Source organism: Klebsiella sp. SWET4 (genome assembly GCF_024296565.1).
Taxonomy (GTDB): Bacteria; Pseudomonadota; Gammaproteobacteria; order Enterobacterales; family Enterobacteriaceae; genus Klebsiella; species Klebsiella variicola.
On sequence record NZ_JANCOB010000010.1, the window covers coordinates 106,335 to 128,117 of the forward strand.

Below are 21,783 nucleotides of genomic sequence, written 5' to 3' on the forward strand. Positions count from 1 at the left end.
ACGCTGTCCAGAGCAGGCTTCAGGCGCAGTGGCGCTGGATAAGCGCGATGCTCTGCTCAATTTCGCGCTCGATATCCGCTTCGCTCCACTGCGCCAGCTCAGGTGCGAAGGGTTCAAAAGCGTATACCCCTTGATAGCCGCGGGCTTCCAGCGCTTTAACCTGCTCGCAGGTGCCGAGACGATCCTGCGGGGTCAGCATGATGCGCTCGGCATCGGTGAGCTGCTCGCGCGGACGGCTATCGTCCACCCCGGAGAGATGCACCAGACCGATGTCCGCCACCTCCACCTGGCTGAACTCGTCCGCCGCCTGGGGGTAGAGATGGTGATGGAAGGTGTCGATCAGCAGCTTAAACGGCACGCGGGCGTCGTGGATCAGCGTCTGCGCCTGGAGTGCCGAACGCAGCGAGCTTTGCGGGAAGCCCAGCGGCTCCACCAGGCCGTGGATGCCGTAGAAGGCGAACAGTGGCGCCAGGTCGCGCAGGGCGCTCAGGGTTTCGCTGGCCGGCACCTCGCTGCCGTCGTTGAGCGGACAGAGCACCAGCGATTTGGCGCCGATGGCCTGGGCCTCTTTCAGCAGCGATTCGGTCAACTGCCGCACCTCTTCGCTACGACGGTTAAAGGGGTAGACCGCATTAATCGTCAGGATCTCGATGTGGTAGCGCGCCGCCAGCTCGCGCACCTGCTGATGGCTCAGATCGTCGGTCACTTTTCCGCTGGGTAAATCGTTGCGCAGCTCGACCTTATTCAGGCCCAGACGGTTCACCAGACGGAAAAACGCTTCAATGCTGAGCGCTGGCGCGATTTTGCGGTTAATACAAAAACGTTGCATTGCGATGGCCATAGGACACTCCTGACGGAAGAGGGGTAGGTTCGTTCAATTGGCTAACAGTCAAAACGTTTATTCCAAAATTAGCAAGAATGGAAATGATGAATGTTTGAGCTGTCTCGCAAAATATCACCGGCCCCGACTGCGGGAGCGACAGCAGCAGGAAGCCGGGCGTCTTGAGGCGACGAGGCGGGATGCGGGAAGCACACAGGCAATCCGTCGGCGCAAAATGCGACTGTTATCACCAAAATGAAATTTCATTTCACGACAATGTTGAAATATAAATTTCATTTTACTACGGTTATAGCACAGCAGAATCAGCGACGGGCCGGTGTGCGCTGGCCCCCTTCACTATGAGGCGAGAACATGACGATCACAGGAAACTTTATTGGCGGGAAAACCGTTATTAGCAGCAGCAACGAAACGATGCCGGTATACGACCCGGCGACGGGCAAAGCGGTGCGCGAAGTCACGGTGTCAACCGCGCAGGAAGTCTCCGAGGCGATTCAGGTTGCTCGCGATGCGTTTGACAGCTGGTCCCGTACCACGCCGCTGCGCCGCGCCCGCGTGCTGTTCAACTTCAAAATGTTGCTGGAGCAGCACGTGGAAGAGCTGGCGGGGATCATCGTCAGCGAGCACGGCAAAGTGTGGTCGGATGCGCTGGGCGAGCTGACCCGCGGCATGGAAGTGGTCGAATTCGCCTGCGGGATCCCGCACCTGATTAAAGGCGAATACTCCTCTGACGTCGGCACCGGCGTCGACAGCTATTCGCTGATGCAGCCCCTGGGCGTAGTGGCCGGGATCACCCCGTTCAACTTCCCGGCGATGGTGCCGATGTGGATGTTCCCGCTGGCGCTGGCCTGCGGCAACAGTTTCGTCCTCAAGCCGCCGGCGCTGGCGCCGACGGCCGCCGTGCGTCTGGCAGAGCTGCTGAAAGAGGCCGGTCTGCCGGACGGCGTGTTTAACGTCGTGCACTGCAGCAATGAAGATGCTGAGCAGCTGTACACTGACCCGCGTATTGCGGCGGTGAGCTTCGTCGGCTCCTCCGGCGTGGCGGAGTATATCTACAAGACCGCCAGCGCCCACGGCAAGCGCGTACAGGCCTTCGGCGCCGCCAAGAACCACGCGATTGTGATGCCGGATGCCGATCTCGACGCCACCGTTAACGCCATTATGGGCGGCGCTTTTGGCTCCGCAGGCGAGCGCTGCATGGCGCTGCCGGTGGTGGTGGCGGTGGGAGATGAAACCGCCGACAAACTGATCGCCCGCCTGAAGCCGCTGGTGGAAGCGCTGAAAGTAGGCCCGGGCTGCATGCGCGGCCAGGAAGAGAACGAGATGGGACCGGTGGTGTCTGATACCCACCAGAAAAAAGTGCTCGGCTATATTGATAAAGGCGAAAGCGAAGGGGCAAAACTGGTGGTCGATGGCCGCAAACTGCGCGTGCCGGGTTACGACGCGGGCTATTATGTCGGCGGCACCCTGTTCGATCACGTCACCCCGGAGATGACCATCTGGCGCGAAGAGATCTTTGGCCCAGTGCTGGGGATTGTGCGCGCGGCGGACTATGACAGCGCCCTTGAGCTGGTCAACAGCCACGAGTTTGGCAACGGCAGCGCCGTTTTCACCAGCAACGGCCACACCGCGCGTGAATTCGTCCACGACGTGCAGGCGGGGATGGTTGGGGTGAACGTGCCGGTCCCGGTGCCGATGGCGTTCCACAGCTTCGGCGGCTGGAAGCGCTCGGTGTTTGGCGCGTTGAACGTCCACGGGCCGGACGGCGTGCGCTTCTACACGCGCATGAAGACCGCCACCGTACGCTGGCCGGCAGGGCAGCAGACCGTATCTGAATTCAGCATGCCGACATTAGGTTAATCGGCGAAGGAGAGCGCCATGTCGTTACTGGCTAAATCGCGAAAAGAGGGACAGATCCAGCATATTACGCCGCAAAGCGCCGGTTGGCGCTATATCGGCTTTGATGTCTGGATGTTGAAAAAAGGGCAGACTGTGACGCTGGAGAGCGGCGATCGCGAGCTGTGCCTGGTGCTGGTCGCCGGGCTGGCATCGGTGAAAACGCAGCATGCCGATTTCCCGAATCTCGGTAAACGGATGTCGCCGTTTGAACGCACCCCGCCGTGGTCGGTCTACGTCCCGCCGCAGGATAAAGTCGAGGTAACCGCCGATTCCGATCTGGAGCTGGCGGTATGCAGCGCGCCGGGCAAAGGCCGCTTCCCGGCACGCCTCATTCGGCCGGAAGACGTCGGCGTAGAGCATCGCGGGAAAGGGCGCAACCAGCGCCGGGTGCATAATATTCTGCCGGACAGCGCCGAGGCGGACTGCCTGCTGGTGGTGGAAGTGTACACCGACGAGGGGGCCACCAGTTCGTGGCCATCGCATAAGCATGATACCGCCCAGCCGGGCAAAGAGACGCAGCTGGAAGAGACCTACTACCACCGCTTCGATCCGCCGCAGGGCTTTGCCTTCCAGCGGGTCTACACCGACGACCGTAGCCTGGACGCCTGTATGGCGCCCTACAACCACGATGTGGTGATGGTGCCGCGTGGTTACCACCCGGTGGCGGCGATTGCCGGTTACGACAGCTACTATCTGAACGTGATGGCCGGGCCGGATCGGAAATGGTTGTTCACCTGGGAAGATGACCACGCCTGGATCAACACGCCGGAGTACCCGCGCCACGACTGACGCGCGGTGCAGAAGCGGATACAAAAGGCCGGTTAGCGATGCTAACCGGCCTTCTTGTTTGAGGGCGGCAGGTGTTTTTTAGCGAAACGCTCCGCGGAATCCCACTCCCCGACCCGGCAAGCGCAGCGCCGCCGGGGAGGACACTTCGGGCGCCATACCCGTCTTGTGCCGGATAGCGCTACGCTTATCCGGCCTACGGGATCCTCCTGTAAGCCCCTATACCCCAGGCCCGGCAAGCGCAGCGCCGTCGGGCAGGAACCTCCGGCGCCATACCCGCCTTTGTGCCGGATGGCGGCATAAATACCTTATCCGGCCTACGGTATCCTCACGTGAGCTCATATATCGTAGGCCCGGCAAGCGCAGCGCCGCCGGGCGATGACCGCGGGCACGGAGCCGCTTTTATGCCGGGCGGCGGCTCACGCCTTGCCCGTCCAGGGGGTCGTGCGACCTGCCGTTGATTGACCCACTTGTGCGACTGAAACTGCCGGTGCTGACGGCCTCAAAATCGCTGAGACGTTCCCGGAAGGCCGGGGCAGCCCGCATGGATGCGGGCTGAGGGCCGTGTTTTGCAGGGACGCTGCCTCGGCCCGACCCGAAGCCTGCAGGGATAAGTCGAAGATACCACGCAGTGGCGATTTTGCTGGCCGGAGCCCGGAGGGACAGGGGGCGGCGGCGACTGGCCGCCCCCTGTGCGCTCCCTGAGCCATGCCAGGCATAACGTAGACGATTAACCGGGAGCGCAATGTGCGCTGAAATCACATGCGACAAACGCTTTTCCCGGATTAATAAAGTTGCATACCAATAACATTATCTCTGACACCCCGCAGGCGCATATACCTTAGGCCCGGCAAGCGCAGCGCCGCCGGGCAGTCAGGCACCGTACCCGTGGCTGTGCCGGATGGCGGCATAAATGCCTTATCCGGCCTACGAGATCTCGCGTAAGCCCCTATACTCCAGGCCTGGCAAGCAACAGCGCCGCCGGGCAGGGCACTTCGGGCTCCATACCCGCCTTTGTGCCGGATGGCGGCATAAATGCCTTATCCGGCCTACGGCATCCTTCCGTAAGCCTATACTGCGCCGCCGAGTAACAAACGCCAGGCAACCTATCTCACGCCTTCTGCTTGGCCTCGGACTCCTGGCTGCTGTTCAGCGCCAGCGAAACCGCCAGCGTCTGGGCCAGACACAGGGAAGCAACCTGCGAGCGGAAGCCATCCACCTGCGCTTCACGCACCACAAAGCAGACATCGCTGAAGGCCGCCAGCGGGCTGACCTGACTGTCGGTGATCGCGATCTGCCGCGCTTTGCGCTGCGCGCCCAGCTCCACCAGCTCGACCACTTCCCGGGCGTACGGCGAGAAGCTCACCGCCACCACCACGTCTTTCGGGCCGACCAGACTCAGCTGCTCGGTGAACATGCCGCCTAGGCCGTCGATCAGAAAGGCTTTGCGATCGAGGTGGCGCAGCGCATAGGTCAGATAGGAGGCGACGCTGAACGACCGGCGCAGGCCAATGACATAGATATTTTCCGCTTCGCCCAGCAGGGCCACCGCGCGCTCCAGATCATCGCTGGAGGTCTGCATCGCCAGCTGCTGCAGGGCCTGGTTGTTCACCATCGTGAACATATTGAGGATTTCCGTCGGCGTTTCCGGCGGGCTGGACTCATCGCTGGTGGTCTGGCGGAACAGACGGGCGCGCTCGGTATAGTTGGCGGTCTCTTCCATCAAATGTTGCTTGAACATCTGTTTCATTTCGTTAAAGCCGCTAAAGCCGAAGGCGTTGGCAAAACGAATCAACGTGGAAGGGGGAACATCCGCCTGTTGCGCAATGGAGGCCACGGTATCGAAAGCCACGCTATTGCTGTTATCAAGGATATAGCGGGCGACCTGTTTCAGGCGTTTGCTTAACGTATCGTAGCGACGCCTGATTTCATCCTGCAGGATGGTCAGCTGTGTTGGGTTATTGGCCATAGAGTGCGCTCTGAGAAAATGGAAGGAATATGGCTTCCAGTGTACCAAATGAAGCGAATTTTTCATTTATTGCGACGAAATACGCGATTCATTTCACGAAGAAACAGAAAAACGCCCGCTCCGCAAGGTGACGGAGACGGGCGTCGGGGGATCAGCGGCGGGCTTCGCGCCAGTAGCCAATAAGCGTCAGGTAGTTGCGTTTCACTTCCTCTATCAGGGCCTCATCGCTGAGCTCACCCTGCATCCAGCGCCGCGACGGCAGGCCAAAGATGGTGCGCCCAACGGCGAAACCTTTGATTATCGGGTGTGCGGCCGCCTCGGCGAAACCGGCGCGCAGTTTGTCGGAAGGCGCGTCGAGGCCGAGGATCAGGATCCCGCGGCTCCACGGATCTTCGCGCTCGATAAGGGCGGTGATCTGCTGCCAGCTGGCGCTGGAGAGCGGCGGCAGCTTCCACCAGTCCGGCTTGATCCCCAGCTGATAGAAGTGTTCCAGCATGGTGTGGTAATGGCGCTCGTCTTTGTCCGGGCCATTTTCCGGCAGGATCACCTCCAGCAGCAGCTCATGGCCTGACTTGTTACAGGCCTGCCACACCTCGAGCAGCAGGGCGTCCTGCTCTTCACGCAGCGCCGCCGGGTCGGCAGGATGATAGAAGACCAGGCATTTGACGACATGCTCCAGCGGCCAGTCGATCAGCTGCGAGCCGATGTTGCCATGCTCCAGACGCAGCGGTCGCGAGCTGGGCAGCTCGATGGGGCGCCCGATCCACCAGCCCTTGCCGGTAATGGCGTTCAGCGCACGCTGGCCATAGGTGCCGTCGGCCAGAATGCCGCTGCGCTGATCGAGACCCGCCTCCTGCGCCGCCGCTTCGGCCGCGGCTAACAACAACAGCTTGAGCTGCGGAATGCAGGCTTCATCGCGCCCGGTCTCCCGTGCCAGGTCGGCCAGCTGTTTGCGATGGTCGAAGGCGAAAATGCACAGCTCCGGCCACTGCTGACGGCGGCTGGTGACCCGGTGCAGGTGGTTGAGGCGCTCGTCGACGTCCGGGCGCGGCACCGATTCGGCGCGCAGCAGGTAGTCATCGAGTTCGACTTTGGTCGGCATCGCCGGCGCGCAGCCGTGGCGGGAAACCACCAGCGCGCCGCAGGCGTTGGCGTAACGGCAAGCCTGCTCCCAGCCTTCGTCGTTGAGCCAGCCGCGCAGCAGGCCCGACATAAAGGCATCCCCGGCGCCCAGCACGTTGAGAACCTCCACGCGCACGCCCTGCTGCAGCGGCACCTGGTCCCAGCTGTCCGGGATGTCGCCTTCCAGCACTACGCAGCCCATCGGCCCGCGCTTACACACGAGGGTGGCTTTGGTGGCATTGCGCACATTTTTCAGCGCGGTCAGGGTATCGGTGCTGCCCCCGGCAATATGAAACTCTTCTTCGGTTCCCACCACCAAATCGAACAGATGCAGCACTTCCTGCAGCTGGCTGGTGACCGGCCCGGACTCAATGAAACGGGTTTCGCCATCGCCGAGCGAGGTGAGCCCCCACAGCACCGGACGGTAATCGATATCCAGCGCGGTACGCAGGCCGTGACGACGAGCGTATTCCAGCGCCTTCAGCACCGCGGCGCGGGTGTTGGCGTGCGACAGGTGGGTGCCAGTCACCGCCAGCGCCTGGGAGGAGGCAATATACTCCTCGCTGATGTCGTCAGGCGTTAAGGCCATATCGGCGCAGTTATCACGGTAGAAAATCAGAGGGAAGGTCTCCTGATCCTTAATCCCCAGCATCACCAGCGCGGTCAGGCGGGATTTGTCGGTAATCAGATACTCGGTATCCACCCCGGCGCGGTTGAGCGTTTCACGCAGGAAACGGCCGTTGTGTTCATCGCCAACGCGCGCCAGCATGGCCGATTTCAGCCCCTGAATCGCGGTGCCAAAGGCCACGTTGCCGGAGGAGCCGCCCAGATATTTCGCGAAACTGGCAACGTCTTCTAGCCGCGAACCGATCTGCTGGGCATAGAGGTCGACGGCCACCCGACCTATACAGATGACGTCGAGCCGCTTTACTGCTGCATTCATAGCTAGGATTTCCTTTTTGGTGTCTGCTGCCTGGAAGGGTCGGGATCCCGACGTCGACTCCGTGAACAGCCTGAGGGTTATTGGTTACCCTTAGTTTGAGAAATAAATATTTCATTTGCAAACTCGTTCGAAATTAAAAAACCAAAAGTGTGAGGGATCTACCACTCTGCCGCACTGAGCCTCGCGCGAGCGTGGATCGGCCCCTCTGTCGACCCGGGGGAAAATGAAACGCCAAATGGCATCCATTTACCTATGATTTTTAAGGGGATATTGTCGTGTGGCGCGGCAAAAAAGGGTCCCAAAACGTGTCTGGAATGTAAGTGAAACGTATGAAATGGGTAGAGAGTTTGATCCCTCTCGCAAAATGAAATATTTCTTCTGTATTTGTATTTAATGAAAAAAATGTTTGCCTATAATCCACAGGTATTCCAGTGACGTGAACGACGGCCCCGGCGGCATCGGCGCGACGCCACACACAAATACTGAACAATAAGGATTGTGCATCATGGGCAAACTGAGACTGACAACGGCGCAGGCGCTGGTGAAGTTCCTCGATAACCAGTACCTGGAAGTGGATGGCGTAGAGCTGAAATTCGTGAAAGGCATTTTCGCGATTTTCGGCCATGGCAACGTCCTGGGGCTGGGGCAGGCGCTGGAGCAGGACAGCGGCGATATGCGCGTCTATCAGGGGCGTAACGAGCAGGGGATGGCCCACGCGGCCACCGGTTTTGCCCGCCAGGCCCTGCGCCGGCAGATTATCGCCTGCACCTCCTCCATCGGTCCAGGGGCGGCCAACATGATCACCGCCGCCGGCACCGCCAGCGCCAACCGCATTCCGCTGCTGCTGCTGCCGGGCGATGTCTTCGCCACCCGCCAGCCGGATCCGGTGCTCCAGCAAATTGAACAGAGCTACGATCTCAGCATCAGCACCAATGACGCTTTCCGCGCAGTCAGCAAATACTGGGACCGCATTACCCGCCCGGAACAGCTGATGAGCGCCTGCATCAACGCCATGCGCGTCCTGACCGACCCGGCGGAAACCGGCGCGGTGACGCTGTGCCTGCCGCAGGATGTGCAGGGCGAAGCCTGGGACTACCCGGAATCCTTCTTTGCGCGCCGCGTGCACCGTCTCGACCGCCGCCCGGCCAGCGCCGCGCAGCTGGCGGACGCCGTCGCGGCCATCAAAGCCAGCCGTAAACCGCTGATCGTCTGCGGCGGTGGGGTGAAATACTCCGGCGCGGGCGAAGCGCTGTCCCGTTTCGCCGAGCGCTACGGGGTGCCCTTCGCCGAAACCCAGGCCGGGAAGGGGACGGTGGTCTCGTCTCACCCCCTGAACGTCGGTGGCGTCGGCGAGACGGGCTGCCTGGCGGCGAACCTGCTGGCGAAAGAGGCCGACCTGGTGATCGGCGTCGGCACCCGTTTCAGCGATTTTACCACCGCCTCGAAATGGATCTTCCAGCACCCGGAGGTGCGTTTCCTGAATATTAACGTCAGCAACTTCGACGCCTGGAAGCTGGACGGCATTGCCATGCTGGCGGACGCCCGGGAAGCGATGACCGCCCTCGACGCGGCGCTGGCGGACAGCGGCTGGCAGGCCGGCTGGGGCGCGCAGATCGAGAGCGTGCAGAGCCGTCAGTTAAAAGAGACCCAGCGCGTCTACCAGGCGGTGTGGCAGGAAAAATCCTTTGTGCCGGAGATCGACGATCACCTCGATCGTGAATCGGTGTATCGCGAGTTCCGCCAGATCACCGACTCCACCCTGACCCAGAGCAGCGTCCTTGGGGTACTGAATGAAACGCTGCCGGCCGAGGCGGTGATCGTCGCGGCGGCGGGCAGCCTGCCAGGCGATCTGCAGCGCGTCTGGCGCAACCGCGCGGAAAACACCTACCACGTGGAGTACGGCTACTCCTGCATGGGATACGAAGTCAACGCGGCGCTGGGCGTGAAGCTGGCGCAGCCGCAGAGCGAAGTCTACTCCCTGGTCGGCGATGGCTCCTTCATGATGCTGCACTCTGAGCTGGTCACCTCCCTGCAGGAGCGGGCGAAGATCAACGTCGTGCTGTTCGACAACATGGCCAACGGCTGCATCAACAACCTGCAGATGGAACATGGGATGGACAGCTTCGGCACCGAGTTCCGCTACCGCCAGCCGGAAACCGGCCAGCTGCAGGGCGGCCTGGTGCCGGTGGACTTCGCCACCATCGCCGCCGGCTACGGCTGCAAAACCTGGCGCGTCACCACCCTGGACGAACTGCGCCACGCGCTGGACGCCGCCCGTCGCGAAACGGTCAGCACCCTGATTGATATTAAAGTGCTGCCGAAGACCATGGTGCACAAATACGGCAGCTGGTGGAACGTCGGAGTCGCCCAGACGGCGCTCTCAGAGCGGATCCGCAAGGTGGCGCAAATGATTAATGAAAAGCGCGCCCAGGCGCGTGATTACTAAAACGAACCTCTACCCTGAATCCTACAGACTTACGGAGAAAACCATTATGTCGCTCAAATTAGGTGTCATCGGCGCTGGCGCTATCGGTAAAGAACACATCCGTCGCTGCACCCAGGTTCTGCAGGGCGCCACCGTTGTGGCGGTGTCTGATATCAATGCCGACAACGCCCGTGCGGCGGTCGCGCTGCCGGGCGTGCAGGCGGAAGTCTACGCCGACGGCCACGACGTGATTAACGCCAGCGATGTCGATGCCATCCTGGTCACCTCCTGGGACCCGACCCACGAAGAGTACACCCTGGCCGCCATCGCCGCTGGTAAGCCGGTGTTCTGCGAAAAACCGCTGGCGATGTCTGCGGAAGGCTGCCGTCGCATCGTCGATGCCGAAATGAAGGCCGGCCGTCGTCTGGTGCAGGTTGGCTTTATGCGCCCGTACGACGAAGGCTATCTGGCGCTGAAAAAAGTGATCGACGATGGCGATATCGGCGCGCCGCTGATGCTGCGCTGCGCCCACCGCAACCAGTCGGTCGGCGAGAACTACACCACCGATATGGCGATCACCAACACCCTGATCCACGAGCTGGACGTGCTGCGCTGGCTGCTGAACGATGACTACCGTTCCGTGCAGGTGCGCTTCCCGCGCTCCACCTCGCACACCCATGCGCGCCTGAAAGATCCGCAGATCGTCTCCTTTGAAACCAAAAAAGGCACCCTGATCGACGTCGAAGTGTTCGTGAACTGCCAGTACGGGTATGACATCCAGTGCGAAGTGGTCGGCGAAACCGGGATTGCCCGTCTGCCGGAGCCGTCTGCCGTCCAGATGCGCAAGTCCGCCAGCCTGTCGACCGCCATTCTGACCGACTGGAAAGACCGCTTTATCAAAGCCTACGACGTCGAGCTGCAGGCCTTTATCAACGACGTCAAAGCCGGCCAGCTGCACGGCCCGTCGGCCTGGGACGGCTACGCGGCGTCGGTGGCGGCGGACGCCTGCATTAAAGCGCAGGGAACCAGCGAGCCGGTTGAGGTGACGCTGCCTGAGTGCCCGGCATTCTACAAACGTTAAGCGCGTTTTGCTGACGGAACTTCTTTGCACAGGTAACGACGATGAAAATTGCCTTTGATGTGGATGTCATTAAGGACCTCGGGATCACCCGCATGGTCCATCAGGTAGCGGAGTGGGGCTACAAGTACATTGAACAGTCGCCGCACCCGCAGATTAACCCGTTCTACAAGCACCCGCGCGCCAGCCGGGAGATCATGGCGGAGTACAAGCAGGCGCTGCGCGATACCGGCCTTGAGCTGTCGTCGTTTATCTGCGTCTACCGCTGGTCCGGCCCGGACGAACTGCGCCGTCAGGCGGCGGTGAAAAACTGGAAACGGCTGGTGGAAATTGCGGTGGAGATGGGCGTTCAGGTGATCAACACCGAGTTCTCCGGCGATCCGAATCAGCCCGAAATCTGCGATGAAATGTTCTATCGCTCCATGGAAGAGCTGTTGCCGATTTTTGAGCGGGAAGGCATCCGCGTGGAGATCCAGGCGCATCCCTGGGATTTCTGCGAAGAGAACAATGAAACCGTCGATATTGTGAAATCGTTCCGCAGCGATAACGTGAAGTACGTCTACAGCGTGCCGCACACCTTTTTCTACGACAAAGGCGTCGGCGATGTGGCGAGCATGCTGCGCTATGCCGGGAGCGATCTCTCCCATGTCCTGATTGCGGATACCCGCAACCATACGAAACATTGCCGCTATATCGTTAACCCGCCGGGCGTGGATGCCGTGGTGCATCAGCACGTAGGCGTCGGGGAAGGGGATGTGGATTTCGACGCGCTGTTCCGCACCCTGCGCGAAATGAAATTCGCCGAGCAGACCTTCAAGGTCGGCGGGGAGCCGATTGTCGCCACCTCGCTGTTTGGCTACCCGGAAAAAATGAAATACCAGGCAGTGGAAACCCGTGAACTTATTGAACGTGAATTGCTGCGCCGCTAAGGCGCAGCGGCAGGAGCCCTACTATGAACAAAGATAACGTCAAACTGGCTATCGCCCCGATCGGCTGGACTAACGATGATATGCCGGAGCTCGGCAGCGAAAACACCTTCCAGCAGATCGTCAGCGAAATGGCGCTGGCCGGCTTTACCGGCAGCGAAGTCGGCAGCAAATATCCGCGCGATCCGGCGGTCCTCAAGCCGATGCTGGATATCCGCGGCATTCAGATCTGCAACGCCTGGTTCAGCACCTTTTTCGCCAACGGCCAGCGGGAAAAAACCATTGATGAATTCGTCAATCACATGAACTTCCTTCATGCGATGGGGGCGAAAGTGATTGGCTGCTCCGAGCAGAGCGGCAGCATCCAGGGGCTGGATAAACCGATCCTCGGCGATGCGAAGCCGTGCTTCAGCGAAGAGGAGTGGCAGCGGGTGGCGGAAGGCTACAACACCCTCGGTCGCCTGGCGGCGGAGAAGGGGATGCAGGTCTGTCTGCACCACCACATGGGCACCGGCATTCAGACCACTGCGGAAATCGACAAATTTATGTCGCTGGTGGACGAGCGCGTCTTCCTGCTGTTCGACACCGGCCACGCCTGGTATTCCGAAGGCGGCGAAGCGCCGATGCTGGCGATCCTCAAAAAGTATCTGCCGCGCATCAACCACGTTCACCTGAAAGACGTCCGTCCGCCGGTGATCGACCAGGTGCGCCGCGACGGCCTGTCGTTCCTCGACGGCGTGAAAAAAGGCACCTTCACCGTCCCGGGCGACGGGGTGATCGATTTCCGTCCGGTGTTCAAGCTGCTGGACGACTTTGGCTATAAAGGCTGGATGGTGGTGGAAGCCGAGCAGGATCCTGCCCTGGCCAATCCTTTCGAATACGCCGTCAAAGCGCGCAAATATATCCGCGAAACGGCAGGGATCTAATCGTTGTGACATTTTCAGGCCATACCGGGTATGGCCTGCTTTTTTTCCTTTCACAACCGGACTCAGGGCTTAACCACGGCGCCGGACAGTTCCCTCTCCCGGGCCCAGAGCTCAACCACGGCGCCGGACAGTTCCCTCTCCCGGATTCAGGGCTTAACCACGGCGCCGTACCGTCCCCTCTCCCTCAGGGAGAGGGCCAGGGTGAGGGTGACGATGACGGGTAACGCGTCACTTCACTTCCGCCAGCGCGGTCTTATCCACATAAGGTTTCATCAGCGCATCGGCTTCCTTCTGCGCCGCCTGAACCGCCGCTTCCGGCGTCACTTTGGCATCATTGACCACCGCCGCCAGCTGGTTCTCCATCGCCTTACGCACCGCCACGGTCTCCCAGGTGGAGTACCACGGATGGGCGTACTTCAGCTGCTCAAGCGCGATCGCCGCCCGCGGATCCTGCTGCAGATAGGCCTTCATCTCCGGCGTATCATATGACGCCTTGCGCGGCGAGAAGTAGCCGGTAAAGCGGCTCCATGCGCCGTTCACGTCGGGGCTCACCAGATAGGTCAGGAACTGATACGCCGCTTTCTTCTGCGCCTCGTTGATGCCTTTAAAGCTCACCAGGCTGGCGCCGCCGATCGGCACCGCGCGCTGCTCTTTGGCCGGCAGCATCGCCACCCCAAGCTCAAAGTCTTTGCTGTTCTCGCGCATAAAGCCCAGCGCGCCGGTGCTGAGCATCGCCATCCCGAGCTTGCCGGAGAAGAACGCGGCGCTGATCTGCTTCGAGTTCAGCACCCCGGACGGCATCACCTTGTCCTTGTAGATCAGATCCTGCCAGAAGCGCAGGGCGCCGATGGCGGTCGGCGAGTTGTAATAGACCTCGCCAGGATAGTCTTCGTTAAAGTATTTCCCGCCGTTGGCGCGTACCAGCGCCGAGAAGATCCAGCCGCCGTAGTCGTCGTTGGTCGACGGCAGCATGATCCCCCACTGGCCTTTGCTTTCGTCGGTCAGCTTTTTGGCATCGGCCAGCAGCTCGGCCCAGGTCTGCGGCGGCTGTTTGATCCCGGCCTGATCGAACATCGTCTTGTTGTAGTAGAGGATCGGCGTCGAGTTATGGAACGGGATCGCATAGGTGGTGCCCATCACCTGGGCGTTCTTATGCATCGCGGGCCAGAATTCCTTTTGCAGAAAATCGCCAGCCTTTTGATCGCCATATTTAAACAGCTCGTCCATTGGCAGGATCTCATCCTTCAGCGCCAGATCGGTGGTGAAGTTGGCGGACATGATCACCAGCGCCGGCGGCTGGCCGGCCTTCTGCGCCGATTCGGCTTTGATCTTGGTGGTGTCGTAGTTGCCGGTGAAGATGCCGCGTACTTCGACATCCTGCTGCGAGTCGTTGAATTGCTTAATGACGCGGGTCATCTCCATGGTCAGCTTGCCGTCCACCGGCGCCGGGAACATGAAGTCTATTTTCTCTTTTGCCAGCGCCGCGCCGCTCAGGGCAAGACTGAGGCCAACCGCGACTACCGTAAGAGGTTTAAACATGATTACACTCCATCAGTAAATTATGCTGGGTCTCAGCATGAAAAAGATGCACATCGGCAGGCGAAAAACCGAGGATCAGCGACTCGCCTTTCTCCGGCACCGTGCCGCGGTGGCGGCGGCTAAAGCGCAGGGTGCCGATCGGGGTGCTGACGTGGAGCAGGTAATCGGCCCCCATCAGTTCTCGTTGCAGAACGGTGGCCGGCAGGCGCAGATGGCCCTCCTCCACGCGGTCGGTAATATGTTCCGGGCGAACGCCCAGCCAGACGCGGGTCTGATCCCGGTGGCGCGGCGGCAGCGGATGGCGCTGTTCTCCCAACAGTACTGCTCCGTCGACGCAGGGCAGCGACAGGAGGTTCATCGCCGGCGAACCGATAAATCCGGCGACGAACAGGTTGGCCGGATTGGCATACAGATACTCCGGACGCCCGACCTGCTGTACGTGGCCACCGTTCATCACCACGATGCGGTCGGCCATCGACATCGCCTCGGTCTGATCGTGGGTCACATAGATGGTGCTGGTTTTCAGCTGCTGGTGGAGGGCCATAATGCTGTCGCGCACTTCGCTGCGCAGGCGGGCGTCGAGGTTGGAGAGCGGCTCGTCCATCAGGAACAGCCGCGGATTGCGCACAATCGCCCGGGCCATCGCCACTCGCTGGCGCTGGCCGCCGGAGAGCTTCGCCGGTTTGCGGTCGAGCAGCGCCTCCAGCTGCAGCATCTGCGCCACTTTATCCACCCGCGGCTGCCAGCTGCTTTTCTCTTCCTTGCGCACCTTCATGCCGAAGGTGATGTTGTCGCGCACCGACAGATGGGGGAACAGGGCATAGTTCTGGAAGATCATCGCGAAGTTGCGCTCGCGCGGCGTGGTGGCGGTGATGTTCTCATCATGCAGCCAGATTTGGCCTTCGCTGACCGGCTCCAGCCCGGCGAGCAGGCGCAGCAGGGTGCTTTTCCCGCAGCCCGACGGGCCGACCAGCACCACGAATTCGCCTTCGTGAATATCCAGCGACAGGGCGCTGAGCGCCGGTTTGCCGTCGAAATGTTTACTGATGTTTTGCAGACTGAGCATGGCGGTTAGCGCTCTTCCGTTGGGCAACTGATGTTTTCGTCGTACAGCCAGGGGCCGGCGTAGTGGGCCAGCGAGTGCTGGTAGCTCACCCACTGCTCACCGACCTGACGGTGCATCAGGCACGAGGCCGGGGAGAGGTCGTAATAGGGCCGGGTGTCTTCGTGGCAGTACGGCACCTGATGGACGGTACCGGGAATGGTGGAGATCAGCGCCTGGCGATACTGGGTCATGGTCAGGCTGTGGTTATGGCCGCAGAAGATGCGCGTCAGCGACGGGAAACGCTCCACCAGCGCCAGCAGACGGTGGCCGTTTTCGCAGGCGATCGGGTCCATCTGCGCATTGCCCAGCGGCAGCGGCGGGTGGTGCATAAACACCGTTGCCGGTTTGTCGCCGCCCTCGAACAGCTGCGCTTCCAGCCAACTAATGGTCTCGTCGGTCAGCCAGCCTTTTGACGTGCCGGCATGGCTGGAGTCGATAAACAGCAGGCGGGTAGCGAAGTCATCCACCGCATAGCGCATATTATTGGCATCGCTACCGAGCTGCGGGCACAGCGGCTGCAGGTACTCCAGAAACAGCGCTTTATCATCGTGGTTGCCGGGGATCAGATACAGCGGGTAGTTCAGGCTGCCGAGGATCTGGCGGGCGACCTGATACTCCTCCGGACGGCCGCAGTTGACGATATCGCCGCTCACCACCACCGCATCCGGGCGTTCGCGCAGCGCGTTAAGTTGAGAAACCACATCAGCATTGGCGGCATTGACGTCGATAAAGCCATACAGCTTCTCGCCGCGGCTGCGGAAATGGGTATCGGAAATGTGCGCTAACAGCATGAATCACTCCTTATTTGATCCCGGAGAAGCCGAAGCTTCGCAGGAACTGTTTCTGGAAAAGGATGAACGCCAGCATCAGCGGCAGGCAGACCATCAGCGTCCCGGCGCCGATGGTGCCCCACTGGCCGCCGGATTCAGCGCCCATGGCGAAAGAGACCAGCCCAACCGTCAGCACCTGCTTATCGGGATCGTTGAGCATCATCAGCGGCCACAGGTACTCGTTCCAGTGGTAGGTAATGCTGACGGTGGCGAAGGCCAGCACCGACGGCCAGGACAGCGGCAGCAGTACGCGGAACAGCACCTGCCACCAGCGGCATCCCTCCATCAGCGCCGCCTCTTCCAGCTCTTTCGGGATGGCGAGGAACGCCTGGCGCATCAGAAACACGCCGAACGCCGAGGTGAAGTAGGGCATCATCACGCCGGTCAGAGTGTTGAGCAGGCCGAAGGTTTTCAGAGTCAGCATGTTCGGCACCATCATCACCACCGGCATGATCATCAGCTGGACGAGAAACAGCAGAAATAGCGTCTGCTTGCCGCGAAACTCGTGGCAGGCGAAGACGTAGCCTGCGGTGGTGATGGTGAGTAGCTGCACGAAGAAAGTACCAAAGGTAAAGATAAGGGTGTTGGCGTACAGGCTCAGCCAGTCGGCGCTGTCCCAGGCGTCGCGGAAGTTATCGAGAGTCAGCGGCAGACGGGGCAGCAATGAAGCCATATCTTCGCCGAAGGTGGTGGCGCTGAACGAGGTCGCCAGCATCCAGATAAACGGGCTCACCCATAGCAGTGCCAGGCAGCACATGATTACCGTCAGGGTAAAGGGCTGTGAGCGACGCAGGCGCAACCACAGCGGACGGGCGGCGGCGGGCGAGCGGACCATCAGAGGCGAGATTTCAGCGCTCATAGTGGGCTCCTTTTTCCAGCAATTTCAGGTTGAGCAACGAGAAGGCAAACAGCCCGGCCAGCGTCAGGAAGGTGGCGGCGGAGGCTTTGCCGAGGTCGTGGGTATCCCAGGCGAGATTCTGGATGTAATAGAGCAGCACGGTGGTGGCGTTGTCCGGCCCGCCGCGGGTCATCACCGCCACGTGGTCGATCTGGGTGATGGAGTAGATCAGCGCGGTGGTGATCACAAAGCTCAGCGTCGGGCGCAGCAGCGGTAGCGTGACCTTAAAAAAGACCTGCGTGCGGGTAGCTCCCTCCATCAGCGCCGCTTCCCGCGTCGAGGCCGGAATGCTCTGCAGCCCGGCGAGGAAAAACAGCATGTAGTAGCCGGCGAACTTCCACACGCCGATCAGCGCCAGGGCCAGCAGCGCGCTGTTGCTGCGTCCCAGCCAGTTGTTGTTCATCGGCCCGAACAGCTTCGCCAGATAGTGGTCGAGCAGGCCGAGGCCGGGCATAAAGATAAACAGCCACAGTGCGGCGGCGCTGACCATCGGGATAATCATCGGGAAGAAGAAGGCGGTGCGCAGCCAGCGGTTGACGCGATGGTTCTCGCTCAGGGCGACCGCCAGCAGCAGGGCGAGGGTCACCCCGGGCACTACCGTCAGCAGGATATAGAGCAGGTTATTGCCCAGCGACTGCCAGAATACGTTATCGGCAAACAGACGGGCGAAGTTATCCAGGCCGACGTACTGTGCGCCGTCGCTGGCCATGCGGGTATCAAACAGGCTGTCATACACCGAACGCCCCAGCGGGAACCAGGTAAACAGCAGTAAAAACAGCAGGGAAGGCGACAGGATCAGCCAGGGAAGCCAGGTCTTTCTCATGGTGACGCGCATCTCGTTCAGCCATTTATCGAAGCCCGGATTGTGGGAAGCAATGACTACAGAGGCATGGCGGGGAGATGACGGTTTGATGAAGCGACGGGGAAAACGCCGGGCGAGCGGGCCGCCCGGCGGGAGAGAATCATCAGAAGTCGGCTTTCAGCACCGCGCGGTAGCGGGCTTTGCCTTCGCGAACGTGCTTCAGCGCTTCGTTAATCTGCGACATCGGGAACAGCTCGGTGGTTGGCGCCACCTTACTGCGCCCGGCAAACTTCATCAGCGTGCGCAATTCGGACGGGTTACCGGTCGCCGAGCCGGAGATGCTGCGGTCGCCGCCGATAAGGGTAAAGGCCGGCACCGGGAACGGCTTCATCACCGCGCCGACGGTATGGAAGTTGCCGCCGTAAGCCAGGGCTTCGAAGTACGGCTGCCAGTCAAGGTCCACCGCCACGGTGTTGATGATCAGGTCAAACTGACCGGCCAGCGCTTTTAAGGCTTCAGGATCGCGGCTGTTGACCACGCGATCGGCGCCCATCGCCAGCACTTCCTGCTCTTTGGCCGGGTTGGAGCTGAAGGCGGTCACTTCCGCGCCCATCGCCCGCAGCAGCTTAATGGCGATATGGCCGAGGCCGCCGATGCCGATCACCCCGACGCGGCTGGTGGCGGTGACGTGGTGGGTCAGCAGCGGTTTAAAGACGGTGATGCCGCCGCACAGCATCGGGCCGGCGGACGCCAGATCGATGCTCTCCGGCAGGGGGATCACCCACTGCCAGTCGGCGCGCAGCTTATTGGCGAAGCCGCCGCGGTTGAGAATGGTCGGCACCGAGCCTTCCAGACAGTTGATCTGGTTGCCGCTGATGCAGGCGTCGCAATGGCCGCAGCTGCGCGCCGTCCAGCCGATGCCGACCTTCTGGCCAATCTTCAGCCCTTTATCCTGCGCCGCGCTGCCCAGCGCCGCCACCCGGCCAATCACCTCGTGACCGGCCACCAGCGGATAGCTCGACATCCCCCATTCGTTGTCGATCATCGACAGGTCCGAATGGCAGATCCCGCAGTACTCCACCTCAACTTCGACATCTTCCGGCTGCAGCTCGCCGGCATCGTATTCCCACAGCGACAGATCGGCGCCCGCTTCTTTGGCGGCGTAGCTTTTAATGATGCTCATGTTCATTTCCTTGGGGTTGGCGTGATAACCCAGAAAGTGTAGAGCATGGTATTCCCCGGCGCTTGGCAATCGGAGGGGTCGCGCAGCGGGCGGACCAGCCGCCCGTTAAGGTCAGCGGCTGGCCAGCGGCCACTGATTAAGGCGGATGCCGCGCTGCGGGGCGTTCTCGGCAAAATCATCCAGCACCGCCCGCACGTCCGGGTCAAGATAGCCGACGCTGTCGTGCTCGACGATCACCACGCTCTTTTCCGGAATTTTCGCCAGCAGGGCCAGCAGATGCGGATTGTGCATAAAGGTCAGATTTTGCTGGATGCGCAGCACGTAGTGGTCATCGTAGCGCGCCAGCTGCAGCGAGTGGCGATGGCTGCGCCAGAGGCTGAACGCCATCTGGGTGGCAAGACCAATCCCGATCCCCGCCAGCATGCCGAAGGCGATAATCCCGCCGATGGTGGCGAGGAACGGGACATACTGCGCCGCCCCATGGCGGAACTGCTCGATGAACAGCCGCGGCGTCGCCAGCTTATAGCCGGTATACAGCAGCACGGCGGCGAGGCTGGCGAGCGGGATCAGGGTCAGCAGGCCGCTAAACCACAGGCCGCAGATCAGCAGCAGTACGCCGTGGATAAAGATCGACAGTTTGCTCTGCGCGCCGTTGCTGACGTTCACCGAGCTGCGGACGATCACCGCGGTGATCGGCATCGCCCCCAGCACGCCGGAGAGCAGGTTACCGACGCCCTGGGCGACCATTTCGCGGTTCGGCGAAGGCGGCGGATTTTGCGGGCGCAGCTTTTTCAGCGCCTCCTGGCTGAGCAGGGTTTCGAGGCTGGCGACCAGCGCCAGGGTCACCGCCACCACCCACACCGACGGATTGCGCCACGCGCTCCATGCGGGAGACTCCAGCTCACCCAGCAGATCGCCGAGGCTGCCGAACGCCGGCAGGGTAATACGCGGCAGGGCGGCCAGCTGCTGCGGCGCAAAATGGGTCAGCAGCAGGGTGGTCACGCAGCCGAGCAGGACGGCGATCAGCGGCCCGGGGATCCAACGCAGGCTCTTCACCCGGCGGATAAGCGGCGAGCCCCACAGCCAGAGCACCAGCAGACCGCCCGCGGCGACGGCAATCGCAGTGACGGAGAAAGCGGCATTGCCCTGAACCACTTCGGCAAGCCCGGTCTCTTCCGCCGTGCCGAGCGCGACGGGGATCTGCTGCATAATCAGCAGGATGCCGATCGCCGCCAACATGCCTTTGATGACGCTGGCGGGAACCAGCGAGATAAAGCGCCCGGCCCGCAGGATGCCGAACAGCAGCTGCAGCACGCCGGCCAGCACCAGCGCCATCAGGAAGAGGGAGAAGGAACCCAGGGATTCAATGGCGGCGACGACGATGGTGACCAGTCCGGCGGCGGGGCCGCTGACGGCGAAACGGGAGGGGCTGAGGGCGGTGACGACCAGGCCGCCGATGATGCCGGTCAGCAGGCCGACGAAGGGCGGTAAGCCGCTGGCCTGGGCGATGCCGAGGCACAGCGGCAGGGCGACAAGGAAGACGACGATGCCGGCGAGAGAGTCCTGACGAAGCGTGTTCATGGGGCGTGCTCCTGCGGTGAGAGGTGTTCGACGAGGGTGGTTAAATGGCCGGAAGCCAGATCGTAGACGCAGCCGTGCAGGCTGAGCGGTCGCCCGCTGGCGAGCACCGTCTGCACCGGTTCACTCTCCAGCAGACGGGCGAACTGGGCGCGAACGTTGGCTTCCACCAGGGCGTCCAGCGCATGGCGAGAACGCTCCGCGTCGGCGCTGGCGCTGGTGCTGGCGCCGGGGGAGGCCGCAACACAACAGTCATCGGCAATCTGCGCAATTTCGTGATGCAGGGTGCGGCGCAGCTGGCCGATGCGGCGAGCCAGCGCCGAGGATTCCTGCGCTAGCGGCAGGGTGGGCAGGGAGAGCGCCGCCTGCACGCCGCCGCAGCCGTAGTGGCCGCAGAGCACCACCCGCTCCACCTCAAGGTAGTGCAGGGCATACTGCAGGACGCTCATGACGTTGTCGTCGGCGGGGTCGAGCATGTTGGCGATATTGCGATGGACAAAGAGCTCGCCGGGCTGGCTACCGGTGAGCACCTCGGCGGGCACGCGGCTGTCGGAGCAGCCGATCCACAGCGAGTGGGGCCGCTGTCCGTCGACCCATTTTTCGAAATAGTCCGGGTCATGCTGACACTTCTGCAGCGCCCAGCTGCGGTTGCGGGCCAGCAAAGGTTTTAACGTCGTCACAAGTATTCTCCTGAGTTAATTCATCGAGTGAATATGTCCATCAAGACTCGTACAGCGACTAGTAAAAATAGTGTTTACCGGAACCCTTCACGCCTGAGGAAAATCCTGGAATAAACGGCAAAAAGAAAACTTTTCATTAATGTAAAGTTATAAAAATATTGATGAAATTAATATTTGGCTGCGGAGCGGATGAATAACAAAAAGGCATTGGCTAAAACTTTCTGGAATATATGGGAATGATGGTGGGTGGGGTTGG

The 21,783-nt window shown here is 61.3% G+C and carries 17 protein-coding genes; 6 read left to right on the forward strand and 11 right to left on the reverse strand.

Translation table 11 applies throughout. The annotated features are described in order from the left end of the window. Positions 1-19 precede the first annotated feature (19 nt). The gene (locus tag NKJ21_RS20955; RefSeq protein ID WP_046881707.1) at positions 20-841 is read right to left on the reverse strand and encodes a TIM barrel protein; all 822 of its coding nucleotides are present in this window, start codon (positions 839-841) and stop codon (positions 20-22) included. A gap of 351 nt (positions 842-1,192) precedes the next feature. Here NKJ21_RS20955 and NKJ21_RS20960 point away from each other — a divergent pair, with 351 nt between their 5' ends. Both NKJ21_RS20960 and iolB read left to right on the forward strand, forming a co-directional pair. Continuing rightward, the gene (locus NKJ21_RS20960) at positions 1,193-2,698 is read left to right on the forward strand and encodes a CoA-acylating methylmalonate-semialdehyde dehydrogenase (protein WP_004146794.1); all 1,506 of its coding nucleotides are present in this window, start codon (positions 1,193-1,195) and stop codon (positions 2,696-2,698) included. An 18-nt stretch (positions 2,699-2,716) separates the two neighbouring features. Then, positions 2,717-3,526, forward strand: coding sequence for a 5-deoxy-glucuronate isomerase (gene iolB, locus NKJ21_RS20965; RefSeq protein ID WP_004186731.1), 810 nt, complete (start codon positions 2,717-2,719; stop codon positions 3,524-3,526). 1,108 nt (positions 3,527-4,634) lie between these two features. Here iolB and NKJ21_RS20970 read toward each other — a convergent pair. Next, positions 4,635-5,492, reverse strand: a complete 858-nt coding sequence (locus NKJ21_RS20970; RefSeq protein WP_004152190.1) for a MurR/RpiR family transcriptional regulator — start codon at positions 5,490-5,492, stop codon at positions 4,635-4,637. A gap of 151 nt (positions 5,493-5,643) precedes the next feature. Beyond that, positions 5,644-7,557 carry a 5-dehydro-2-deoxygluconokinase gene (gene iolC / locus NKJ21_RS20975; RefSeq protein ID WP_239270681.1) on the reverse strand — a complete coding sequence of 638 codons (1,914 nt, stop codon included), beginning with the start codon at positions 7,555-7,557 and terminating at the stop codon, positions 5,644-5,646. 505 nt (positions 7,558-8,062) lie between these two features. On the opposite strand from iolC, the gene iolD reads away from it, so the two are divergent. From iolD to iolE, 4 genes are read left to right on the forward strand one after another with little or no spacing between them, the layout of a single operon-like run. Continuing rightward, positions 8,063-10,003: a 3D-(3,5/4)-trihydroxycyclohexane-1,2-dione acylhydrolase (decyclizing) gene (gene iolD, locus NKJ21_RS20980; RefSeq protein ID WP_004152191.1), complete on the forward strand. Its 1,941-nt coding sequence runs from the start codon at positions 8,063-8,065 to the stop codon at positions 10,001-10,003. A 46-nt stretch (positions 10,004-10,049) separates the two neighbouring features. Further along, positions 10,050-11,063 carry a Gfo/Idh/MocA family protein gene (locus NKJ21_RS20985; protein WP_004152192.1) on the forward strand — a complete coding sequence of 338 codons (1,014 nt, stop codon included), beginning with the start codon at positions 10,050-10,052 and terminating at the stop codon, positions 11,061-11,063. 41 nt (positions 11,064-11,104) lie between these two features. Next, positions 11,105-11,989, forward strand: coding sequence for a sugar phosphate isomerase/epimerase family protein (locus tag NKJ21_RS20990; RefSeq protein WP_004152193.1), 885 nt, complete (start codon positions 11,105-11,107; stop codon positions 11,987-11,989). Between the two features lie 23 nt (positions 11,990-12,012). Then, positions 12,013-12,912, forward strand: a complete 900-nt coding sequence (iolE, locus tag NKJ21_RS20995) for a myo-inosose-2 dehydratase (protein ID WP_004192343.1) — start codon at positions 12,013-12,015, stop codon at positions 12,910-12,912. A gap of 228 nt (positions 12,913-13,140) precedes the next feature. Here the strand turns inward: iolE and NKJ21_RS21000 are convergent, their stop codons facing one another. From NKJ21_RS21000 to NKJ21_RS21035, 8 genes are all read right to left on the reverse strand, one after another. Next, entirely contained in the window at positions 13,141-14,451 is a 1,311-nt protein-coding gene (locus tag NKJ21_RS21000) for an ABC transporter substrate-binding protein (protein WP_023323534.1), read from the reverse strand. Continuing rightward, positions 14,444-15,517: an ABC transporter ATP-binding protein gene (locus NKJ21_RS21005; RefSeq protein WP_239270682.1), complete on the reverse strand. Its 1,074-nt coding sequence runs from the start codon at positions 15,515-15,517 to the stop codon at positions 14,444-14,446. The genes NKJ21_RS21000 and NKJ21_RS21005 overlap by 8 nt, the downstream gene beginning before the upstream one ends. 5 nt (positions 15,518-15,522) lie before the next feature. Beyond that, the gene (locus NKJ21_RS21010; RefSeq protein WP_239270683.1) at positions 15,523-16,347 is read right to left on the reverse strand and encodes a phosphodiesterase; all 825 of its coding nucleotides are present in this window, start codon (positions 16,345-16,347) and stop codon (positions 15,523-15,525) included. Between the two features lie 10 nt (positions 16,348-16,357). Next, the gene (locus NKJ21_RS21015; protein ID WP_239270684.1) at positions 16,358-17,245 is read right to left on the reverse strand and encodes a carbohydrate ABC transporter permease; all 888 of its coding nucleotides are present in this window, start codon (positions 17,243-17,245) and stop codon (positions 16,358-16,360) included. Continuing rightward, positions 17,235-18,119: a carbohydrate ABC transporter permease gene (locus NKJ21_RS21020; RefSeq protein ID WP_239270685.1), complete on the reverse strand. Its 885-nt coding sequence runs from the start codon at positions 18,117-18,119 to the stop codon at positions 17,235-17,237. Before NKJ21_RS21020 ends, NKJ21_RS21015 begins: the two co-directional genes overlap by 11 nt. A gap of 130 nt (positions 18,120-18,249) precedes the next feature. After that, positions 18,250-19,269 carry an NAD(P)-dependent alcohol dehydrogenase gene (locus NKJ21_RS21025; protein ID WP_004178400.1) on the reverse strand — a complete coding sequence of 340 codons (1,020 nt, stop codon included), beginning with the start codon at positions 19,267-19,269 and terminating at the stop codon, positions 18,250-18,252. A 111-nt stretch (positions 19,270-19,380) separates the two neighbouring features. Beyond that, positions 19,381-20,850 (reverse strand): SulP family inorganic anion transporter, encoded by a 1,470-nt coding sequence (locus tag NKJ21_RS21030; protein WP_239270686.1) that lies wholly within the window; start codon positions 20,848-20,850, stop codon positions 19,381-19,383. Further along, positions 20,847-21,527, reverse strand: coding sequence for a carbonic anhydrase (locus tag NKJ21_RS21035; RefSeq protein WP_239270687.1), 681 nt, complete (start codon positions 21,525-21,527; stop codon positions 20,847-20,849). The genes NKJ21_RS21030 and NKJ21_RS21035 overlap by 4 nt, the downstream gene beginning before the upstream one ends. Positions 21,528-21,783: the final 256 nt, after the last annotated feature.

Coding starts and splice junctions, on each gene's coding strand:
- NKJ21_RS20955 (WP_046881707.1), bottom strand. CDS start 841: ATGGCCATCGCAATGCAACGTTTTTGTATTAACCGCAAAATCGCGCCA.
- NKJ21_RS20960 (WP_004146794.1), top strand. CDS start 1,193: ATGACGATCACAGGAAACTTTATTGGCGGGAAAACCGTTATTAGCAGC.
- iolB (WP_004186731.1), top strand. CDS start 2,717: ATGTCGTTACTGGCTAAATCGCGAAAAGAGGGACAGATCCAGCATATT.
- NKJ21_RS20970 (WP_004152190.1), bottom strand. CDS start 5,492: ATGGCCAATAACCCAACACAGCTGACCATCCTGCAGGATGAAATCAGG.
- iolC (WP_239270681.1), bottom strand. CDS start 7,557: ATGAATGCAGCAGTAAAGCGGCTCGACGTCATCTGTATAGGTCGGGTG.
- iolD (WP_004152191.1), top strand. CDS start 8,063: ATGGGCAAACTGAGACTGACAACGGCGCAGGCGCTGGTGAAGTTCCTC.
- NKJ21_RS20985 (WP_004152192.1), top strand. CDS start 10,050: ATGTCGCTCAAATTAGGTGTCATCGGCGCTGGCGCTATCGGTAAAGAA.
- NKJ21_RS20990 (WP_004152193.1), top strand. CDS start 11,105: ATGAAAATTGCCTTTGATGTGGATGTCATTAAGGACCTCGGGATCACC.
- iolE (WP_004192343.1), top strand. CDS start 12,013: ATGAACAAAGATAACGTCAAACTGGCTATCGCCCCGATCGGCTGGACT.
- NKJ21_RS21000 (WP_023323534.1), bottom strand. CDS start 14,451: ATGTTTAAACCTCTTACGGTAGTCGCGGTTGGCCTCAGTCTTGCCCTG.
- NKJ21_RS21005 (WP_239270682.1), bottom strand. CDS start 15,517: ATGCTCAGTCTGCAAAACATCAGTAAACATTTCGACGGCAAACCGGCG.
- NKJ21_RS21010 (WP_239270683.1), bottom strand. CDS start 16,347: ATGCTGTTAGCGCACATTTCCGATACCCATTTCCGCAGCCGCGGCGAG.
- NKJ21_RS21015 (WP_239270684.1), bottom strand. CDS start 17,245: ATGAGCGCTGAAATCTCGCCTCTGATGGTCCGCTCGCCCGCCGCCGCC.
- NKJ21_RS21020 (WP_239270685.1), bottom strand. CDS start 18,119: ATGCGCGTCACCATGAGAAAGACCTGGCTTCCCTGGCTGATCCTGTCG.
- NKJ21_RS21025 (WP_004178400.1), bottom strand. CDS start 19,269: ATGAGCATCATTAAAAGCTACGCCGCCAAAGAAGCGGGCGCCGATCTG.
- NKJ21_RS21030 (WP_239270686.1), bottom strand. CDS start 20,850: ATGAACACGCTTCGTCAGGACTCTCTCGCCGGCATCGTCGTCTTCCTT.